Below are 8378 nucleotides of genomic sequence, written 5' to 3' on the forward strand. Positions count from 1 at the left end.
TTTTTTTCTGGATTCCCGCTTTCGCGGGAATGACATAGAGGGCGGGAATGACATAAGGGTGAGGAATGACATAACCCATGCAAAATTTTTAAATTCTGTAATATAACATCCAAATACTCTTTTACCTCTTTATCTTCCAACCCCATACATTTCTCCTCAAATATCTCTATTGTTTTTATGATATACGAATATAACTGTTTGTTACTAAGTAAATATGTCAGTGAATAAATAGGCTCTATTTCTTTTGCGAGTTTAGGATTAGTAATAAATTCAGGATGAGAAATTTGTAAATAATGATCAAAAAATTGTACCTTTCCACTGATAATATGCTTCGTTCCAACTTTCAGCTTATTAAAAATAAACGGTGGTGGCTTATGAAAAAACACTAATAACAAAGAACCAGTATCATTGCTAGCTGTAATCTTTAAAGGCTGATTACTTTTCTTTGGTAAACTAATGCTCTCAATTACAATTTCCGTTTGGATTATTTCACCGTCTCTAACTTCAGTTAAATTAGGCGATAATATTTTATTTTGATATGAAACAGGTAGATAAAACAATAAATCACGAATATTGTTAATGCCAAGCCTCTTAAGAGCAGATACGGTATCTTCACGTATATTGATGAACGTTTTTACAGAAGAAAATAAAAATTTTTCAAGAGCCGAAAACATATTTTTTGCTTAAAGTCATAATAACTGTGAATTATGATCTAATATATAAGCAAGCCAACTTTAATTCAAGCCTGCTCAATGTCATTCCCGCGAAAGCGGGAATCCAGAATAAAGCAAGATAAATCGAGCTTTTCATTTCAAGAATTTTTGGATACCGCTACAAGCTCGCGGTATGACAAATTTGACAAAAATTATAAATCTAATTTTAACCCTGCTCTAACTATAGCTGAAGATTTTAAAGGCATACCTTCGATAAAGCCAGCTGTTTTATAACCGCCTGATCCAACTATTTTAAAGGTTTCATTTAAGCTAAGCTCAAAATTAACAGCTCCAAGCCCACCTTGCTTACAACTCTCTTTTAAAGGAGTAGCGGTTAACATTTTAGGCTGATTCCAAAACGCTGCTTCTAAACCTAAAGAAATAAAATCAAATTTAACTAGGTTATTTGCTTTAACTCCGACACCGTAAGACTTAAATTTCTGATTTTTACCGTAATTAACAGTAAGCTGAATATATTTATCATCAATAACGAAATGATTCACTAAACCACGCTCTAAACCATATGGAGCAAGTATCGCTCTTGTAGCCGGTAAGTACTTTACTCCGCCAAGATCAAACATAGGTATATTATTAAGATCTTGATTCATTATAAATGAATAACCGGAATAAACTAAAAATGGATCAAATAAATCTAAATAAGCGTAAGAACGTATCTTATTTTTAGTAATATAATTTTTGCCATATATGGAGTTAATCGCTTTTACATAGGCATTTATATCATTACCGCTTTTATCTTTGCCATCAAACTTAGTACTAAAAATATAACTTGCTTGATCTAGTCTTGTCCATAAATAACCTATACCATAAGTAGGATTAATTTTGTTACTTGCCATATACCTATCTTTAATATTTTCAGATAATAAATAGCTTGCTTGAATCCCCCCAGTATCTATAGCAATTTGTTTATGAACTTGCAAAGAATTAAAGTCTTTAGCTTTAAAATATGTAGTACCCTCAAAAGGATCTACCTCATATTTTGTTACTTTTAAGTCAAACTCTCTTGCTCGCCCGCCATGACCTCCTACTTCATGGTTACCTACCATAATCCAAGATGTAGCAGTAAATCTTGTGATATAACTTAAGATATTCATAGCTATATTATCTGAATCAGCAAATACAGCATCATCTAACTGACGATACGCTTCAATCAATGACATAGCAGCATCGCTACTCGCTCTTGAGGACATATCTTTATCATAAGTAACTACATAGCTATAACCTTTTTTAGAACTTTCTTGAACTGTCATATCATAGTCAATATTTGACGCATTCGCTGCCACCGAAAAAAGACATACAGCAATAGTTAAATTTAATTTACTTAATTTCATACTTATTATTAATTTTTATTAATTAGAAGTAGTATAATATATAGTACTTTAAATTTGTAAAGTATTTTTTTAATATACTAAACTTGTGTATGTCCTTGACTTCTTTTGAAAATCCCCCTAATTTCTTAAATAATAGATATTAAATAATTTAAAATTTATGAATAAAATCTATCCTTCGGCTGAAGCTGCCCTTGAAGGATTACTTTACGACGGCATGACTATAATGTCAGGCGGATTCGGTCTATGCGGTATTCCTGAAAATCTAATAAATGCTTTACTTAACAGCAATGTTCAAAATTTAACAGTTATCAGCAATAATTGTGGTGTTGATAATTTTGGACTTGGACTTCTTCTTCAAACCAAGCAAATAAAAAAAATGATCTCTTCTTATGTTGGAGAAAATAAAATTTTTGAACAACAATATCTTGATAAGGTTTTAGAACTTGAGCTAAACCCCCAAGGAACTTTAGCTGAGCGAATTAGAGCAGCCTGCATGGGAATTCCAGCCTTTTATACTAAAACAGGTATAGGTACAATAGTCGAGGAAGGTAAAGAAACAAAGGAATTTAACGGCGAAAAATATATAATGGAAACAGCACTTCAAGCTGACCTTGCTATTATTAAAGGCTTTAAAGCTGATAAAAGCGGCAATGTGATTTACAATAAAACCGCAAGAAACTTTAATGCAGTCATGGCGGGAGCAGCTAAAATCACAATTTGTGAAGTAGAGGAAATAGTTGAAACAGGCGAACTTGATCCTGATCATATTCACACACCTAATATTTTCATACAAAGATTAATAGTAGGTGAGAAGTATGAGAAGCGTATTGAGCAGTTAACCATAAGGGAAAAATAAGATATGGCTTGGAGCAAAGAAGAAATTTACCAAATAACCGCAGAGGAGCTTAAAGACGGGTTATATGTCAATCTTGGTATAGGTATGCCTACGCATGTTGCAAACTATATTCCTAAAGGAATGAATGTAATATTTCAAAGCGAGAACGGTATGCTTGGTATGGGACCTTTTCCTTATAAAGGGGAAGAAGATCCTGATTTAATTAATGCCGGTAAGCAAACTATCACAGCATTACCTGAAAGTAGCTATTTCGATAGTAGCTTTTCATTCGGCATGATTAGAGGTTCGCATGTCGATTTAACTATTTTAGGAGCTATGCAAGTTTCACAAAAAGGTGATCTTGCCAACTGGACTATCCCAGGCAAAATGGTTAAAGGCATGGGTGGTGCTATGGATTTGGTCGCTAACACCAAAAGAGTAGTTATTATAATGGAGCATAATGCAAAAGACGGCGGAGCTAAATTATTAAAAGAATGCAGCTTTCCGTTAACAGGCAAAAAAGTAGTTAATAGAATAATTACCGATCTTGGAATTTTTGATATTGATAAAGATGAGATGGTATTAGTTAGAAAAGCTGACGATGTTACTATTGAAGAAATAAAGTCTAAAACTGAAGCTGAGTTTATAGTTAATTTATAATATGGAGCATAAAATGGTTAAAGTAGCTATCGTATATTATAGCGGGTATGGTCATACTGCAAAAGTAGCCGAAGAAATAAGTAAGAGCATTAAAGAAACAGGAGCAAATATTTCTTTGATACAAATAAATAAAGATAAACCTGATAATGTCGATTGGGATTTATTAGACAATGCAGATGCTATCATTTTTGGAGCTCCAACTTATATGGGTAGTTTAGCTGGTCCGTTTAAAATATTTATGGAGGCTACTTCAACTAGATGGGCACAACAAAAATGGAAAGATAAAATAGCAGCCGCTTTTACTAATTCTGCTTCTTATTCAGGCGATAAGTTATGTAGTATTCAACAATTATTTCATTTTGCAATGCAGCATTGTATGATTTGGGTTGGACAAGCTGAAGCTGCGCCTAATTTTGCCGATCATGAGATGCCTGATCCTGATAAAATTAACCGCTTAGGTAGTTGGTCAGGGCTTATGACTCAATCTAACCACAAATCCTCCCCTGATATTACTCCTACAAAAGGTGATTTACTAACCGCTAATTTATTTGCAAAAAGAATAGTTGAAATAACTAAGAAGTTTAAGGGATAGAACCCAAATCGTCATTGCGAGCGACCGTAGGGAGCGTGGCAATCTCATGAAATAATAACAAACTCCTGAGATTGCGGACGTACAAATTACTTTGTAATTTTCCTCTCAATGACGGAAAAACCGATCCACGCAACAATGCCTCGCGGAAATGACATCGAACAATTTTTAAGAGCTATGCAACAAAGCCCTTTCGCAGGAAGAACATACAAGCTACGTAACAACACCTTCTCAAAAATCTTAATTAACTTCTAACAAATGATGGTTTTTGTGAACTTCTATTACTTAGAATTTTTTGAGCATGCGTAGTCGTTTTAGCATCTCGTTCTCCTCTAGTTTTTAGAGCCTTTGGTTTATTACTAACATCGCTCCAGTTACCACTATCGCTTTCACTGCCACTACTGCTGATGCTACCACTCATCTCCATAGCGACTCTTCGAGCTAAAATTGATGCAACTTCATTAGGTTTGTTAACATTCTGAGCAGGCTTACTATGAGAATGTGCAAGCGGTTTCCCTGTATTAGGGTCAAATTCAACTTTTCTTAGATTTTTTGGTCCTGCTATTTCTTTCATTAAATCAAAAGTATCTATAGAAGGACGTGGTTGATTTTCCGATTTTTTAACCGTAGTAGCTTCTATAGGCTTAGATAATGTCTCAGTCTGAGCCGGAACCATAGTAGGCATAGGTGGTGGTGGTGGTGGCGGTATATTATTTTGCGATAAAGGAGGAGGCGGTGGTGGTGGAATGTTATTTTCCAAAGGTTTAGCGAGAGGCAAGGTTGTTAATATTGATTCCTTTTTTGGAGTCATATGACTTGCAAGACTACTTACTATCTTTTGTAACTCCTCATTGTCAGGCAACTTTGCAATTATATCATTAATATTTCTTTCTTTATTTTCAATTAATTCCTCAAATTTATGCTTCGTTTTATGTAACTGTTCATCAATCTTTCTGATTGTTTTAGTGTTACTTTCTTTGTTTTTCGCCAAAACCTGTTCACTATTATTTACAAAAGCATTTTTAACATTTTGCCAAATATTATTTAATTTTTCAAAAAATGTATAAGGTATTTCTTCCCTAATTTCAGCAACCTGTTTTTGTATTTCTTTAAGTTCTTTGATATTGGAATTTTCGGATATTAAATTTTGGATGTTTTGTTTTGTAGCATTTAGACTATTAAGTTGATTTTCTAGCTCTTCACCATTAGAAAAATGTAAAGGTTTAACCATAGTTAACGGACCAAACTTCTCTGACTTAGCAGCATATTTATTGGTAAATAATGCTTCAAGCTTATCACGTTGTTCTGTAGATAAATCTTTTTTAGCTAATTCATCAAAGTTTTTTCTAACTTCTTGTTGTAATTCTTGTTTTAAAGGACCGGATTTATCGGCTATGGATAGTATGGTATTATCTATACGCTTTAATAAATTGTCATTTCTCTGTATTGCTTCGTTTGTTAACTGTTCTTCACTTTTTATAAAATTATACTTTACATTAGAAACTGCTTTTACAAGTCTCTTAAACCAAGGCGGCGATTTAGTATGCTCTTTTTCTAGTTCTTTAACTTCTTTTTGTATTTCGATTAACCCTTGCAACTTCTTATTTTGTTCGCATAATTCGTTTACTTGGCTTAATATAGTATTTAAAGCATTATTTTCTTGTGCTAATAATTTATTTATATCTATTTCTTTAGCCATACCATACACCTACTATAAATTAATGTCGGCATTATAGTAAATTTCTTGTACAAAAGCAAGGAGAAAGTTAATTTATGTTAAGATATATTTCAATTAATCATTAACGTAATTTTAAGGATGATAAACCTATAAGAGCAAATATAACTGAAATAATCCAAAATCTTATGACAACTTTTGATTCTGCCCAGCCGTGCTTTTCAAAATGATGATGCAGCGGAGCCATTTTAAATATTCTTTTTCCTTTAGTAGCCTTAAAATAATATACCTGTAAAATTACAGATGCCGTTTCAATAACAAATAAGCCGCCGACTATGCTTAAAACTATTTCATGCTTAGTAATGACGCTAATAATCCCAAGTACGCCGCCAAGACTTAAACTACCAGTATCACCCATAAAAACTTCTGCTGGTTGTGCATTAAACCACAAAAACCCAAGACAGCTACCGACTAGCCCCGCACATAATATTGCTAACTCTCCGGTATTCGGTATGTAAGTTAGCTGCAAGTAATTCGAGTAAATTAGATTTCCTGCTAAATAACTTATTAAAGCAAAAGAGCCGGCAGTAAAAGCAATTGGAACCGTAGCAAGCCCGTCAAGCCCATCCGTTAGATTAACGGCATTAGAAGAGCCTACTATAACGAATATAGCAAAAACTATATAAAAATAACCGAGATCCAAGCTTAAATTTTTAAAAAACGGTACGTTAAGTAAATGACTTGGATTTTTATCGGTATATTCTAGTAAAATACATATGATTAAACTAATAATTCCTTGTAGTAAAAGTTTACTTTTTCCTCTTACACCGTAATGGTTATTTTTAGTTACCTTTGCATAATCATCCATAAATCCTATAATACCGAAACTAATAAAACCAAATAACGTAATCCAAATATATTTATTAGTTAAATCGGCAAGTAATAAAGTAGAAAGACAGCTAGACAAAATAATCATAATACCCCCCATAGTCGGAGTACCTGCTTTTGTTTTGTGTGACTCAGGTCCATCTGAACGTATAGGCTGGCCGTGTTTTTGAAGGGTTCGTAAAAATTTTATTAATATCGGACCCGTAATAAAGCTAAGGCTTAAAGTTATAATAATAGCAAGACCGCTACGAAAAGTAATATAGTGAAATAAATTAGCTATATGTGAATTATGAATGTGAGGAAGTAAAAGATTGTATAACATTTGTAGATTTAAATTTAAAAGTATATTTTGATGTTGTTCATTGTTGTGTGGACAAACCGTCATTGCGAGGAGCGAAGCGACGTGGCAATCTCATCAAACATCCTGAGATTGCTTCGTCAATTACTTCGTAAATTCCTCGCAATGACGTAAAAACCAAACCACACAATATTAGGAATATCCTAGTGGATTTATTTATAATAATCAACAATCTTATTGAGTTTTATACCTCTTGATCCCTTTATTAATATAAGTTCATTATTCTTAAATAAATCCGTGGCATGCGTAATTAATTCATCAACATTTTTAAAGTATTTTTTATCTATTTTGGAAGGTAGTAAATCATAAATATATTTAGTATTTTCTCCTACTAAAAAAACCTTAGAACAATCTGTAGCTAGTATATAAGGTACTAGCTCTTTATGTAATGCTTCTGAATTTTGTCCAAGCTCTAGCATATCACCTATTATAGCCGTTTTATTATCGGCAGACACTTGTTTTAAATATTCTAATGCAGCTTTCATTGACTGCGGGCTTGCGTTATAGTAATCACAAATTATACGACAATTTTGTATATTGATAATTTCCCCTCTTCCTTTAGTAGGAGAAATATTTGCTAAATGATTTGCAGCTATCTCTATATCTTTACCTAATATATCGATAATTAAAAGTATACCGGTATAATTTTCGGCGAAATGCCGAGGAATGAACGGTATAGTTATCTCTAAGGGCTTATTATTTATCTTATATTTTAAATGGACTTGCTCTCCTAGGTTTTCATATAAGGTTAATTCTGCTGATGTATTGTGTGTTGTACCCAAGCTATATATGTTATCAATAGATAGATTTTTTAATATCGATAATATTGTGTTATAGCAATTAGTATCGGCATTAATAATGGCAATATCATTTTTACTAAAATTTTCAAAAATCTCACATTTAGCTTCTGCTATCTCTTCAAGCGAGTTAAAAAATTCTAAATGTGCTTCTGAAACATTAGTAATCATAGCAATATTCGGCTTTAATATTTGAGTAAGCTCTCTTATTTCGCTCTTATGGTTCATGCCAAGCTCAAAAATAGCATATTCCGTATCATCAGGCATCGAAGCAAGGTTTATAAGTAATCCCAAACGGTTATTAAAGTTGCCTCTACTTGCAAAAACTAGGGAATCATATTGTAATAATATTTTCAGCGCTTCTTTAGTGGAAGTTTTACCGACACTACCGGTGATAGCTATGAATTTAGCTTTTGAATTCTTACGTTTATACAAAGCCATTTTTTGTAGAGCTTCAAAACAATCATCAACTAAGATAATTTTGTTTTTATCTGCTATATCTATATGCTTGCTA

General features: G+C 32.8%; 7 protein-coding genes and 2 pseudogenes. 4 read left to right on the forward strand and 5 right to left on the reverse strand.

The annotated features are described in order from the left end of the window. Both AC1Z7D_RS04625 and AC1Z7D_RS04630 read right to left on the reverse strand, forming a co-directional pair. Positions 1–674: pseudogene (locus tag AC1Z7D_RS04625) on the reverse strand (ATP-dependent DNA helicase RecG); the annotation flags it as partial. Between the two features lie 191 nt (positions 675–865). Next, on the reverse strand, positions 866–1981 hold the full coding sequence (locus AC1Z7D_RS04630) for a hypothetical protein (protein WP_482602395.1): 1116 nt from the start codon (positions 1979–1981) through the stop codon (positions 866–868). 238 nt (positions 1982–2219) lie between these two features. Between AC1Z7D_RS04630 and AC1Z7D_RS04635 the strand changes: the two genes are divergently transcribed. From AC1Z7D_RS04635 to AC1Z7D_RS04650, 4 genes and pseudogenes are all read left to right on the forward strand, one after another. Further along, the gene (locus AC1Z7D_RS04635; RefSeq protein ID WP_482602397.1) at positions 2220–2918 is read left to right on the forward strand and encodes a CoA transferase subunit A; all 699 of its coding nucleotides are present in this window, start codon (positions 2220–2222) and stop codon (positions 2916–2918) included. Between the two features lie 3 nt (positions 2919–2921). Then, complete coding sequence (locus AC1Z7D_RS04640; protein ID WP_482602399.1) at positions 2922–3557, forward strand: 3-oxoacid CoA-transferase subunit B; 636 nt, start codon at positions 2922–2924, stop codon at positions 3555–3557. A 13-nt stretch (positions 3558–3570) separates the two neighbouring features. After that, positions 3571–3894, forward strand: a pseudogene (locus AC1Z7D_RS04645) (flavodoxin family protein); the annotation flags it as partial. Between the two features lie 39 nt (positions 3895–3933). Continuing rightward, positions 3934–4149, forward strand: coding sequence for a transcriptional regulator (locus AC1Z7D_RS04650; RefSeq protein ID WP_482602407.1), 216 nt, complete (start codon positions 3934–3936; stop codon positions 4147–4149). A gap of 241 nt (positions 4150–4390) precedes the next feature. On the opposite strand, the gene AC1Z7D_RS04655 is transcribed toward AC1Z7D_RS04650, so the two are convergent. The 3 genes from AC1Z7D_RS04655 to murF form a co-directional block, all read right to left on the reverse strand. Continuing rightward, a complete protein-coding gene (locus tag AC1Z7D_RS04655) occupies positions 4391–5845 on the reverse strand; it encodes an Arp2/3 complex-activating protein rickA (protein WP_482602401.1) in 1455 nt (484 codons plus the stop codon). 100 nt (positions 5846–5945) lie between these two features. Next, the gene (gene mraY / locus AC1Z7D_RS04660) at positions 5946–7031 is read right to left on the reverse strand and encodes a phospho-N-acetylmuramoyl-pentapeptide-transferase (RefSeq protein WP_482602403.1); all 1086 of its coding nucleotides are present in this window, start codon (positions 7029–7031) and stop codon (positions 5946–5948) included. 188 nt (positions 7032–7219) lie between these two features. Further along, on the reverse strand, positions 7220–8378 hold a 1159-nt coding region (gene murF, locus AC1Z7D_RS04665), incomplete at its 5' end, for a UDP-N-acetylmuramoyl-tripeptide--D-alanyl-D-alanine ligase (protein ID WP_482602405.1).

It is taken from the genome of Rickettsia sp. (assembly GCF_965035265.1).

What these genes read in the sequence shown, in the direction of transcription:
- AC1Z7D_RS04630 (WP_482602395.1), bottom strand. Translation starts at nt 1,981, where the DNA reads ATGACAGTTCAAGAAAGTTCTAAAAAAGGTTATAGCTATGTAGTTACT.
- AC1Z7D_RS04635 (WP_482602397.1), top strand. Translation starts at nt 2,220, where the DNA reads ATGAATAAAATCTATCCTTCGGCTGAAGCTGCCCTTGAAGGATTACTT.
- AC1Z7D_RS04640 (WP_482602399.1), top strand. Translation starts at nt 2,922, where the DNA reads ATGGCTTGGAGCAAAGAAGAAATTTACCAAATAACCGCAGAGGAGCTT.
- AC1Z7D_RS04650 (WP_482602407.1), top strand. Translation starts at nt 3,934, where the DNA reads ATGATTTGGGTTGGACAAGCTGAAGCTGCGCCTAATTTTGCCGATCAT.
- AC1Z7D_RS04655 (WP_482602401.1), bottom strand. Translation starts at nt 5,845, where the DNA reads ATGGCTAAAGAAATAGATATAAATAAATTATTAGCACAAGAAAATAAT.
- mraY (WP_482602403.1), bottom strand. Translation starts at nt 7,031, where the DNA reads ATGTTATACAATCTTTTACTTCCTCACATTCATAATTCACATATAGCT.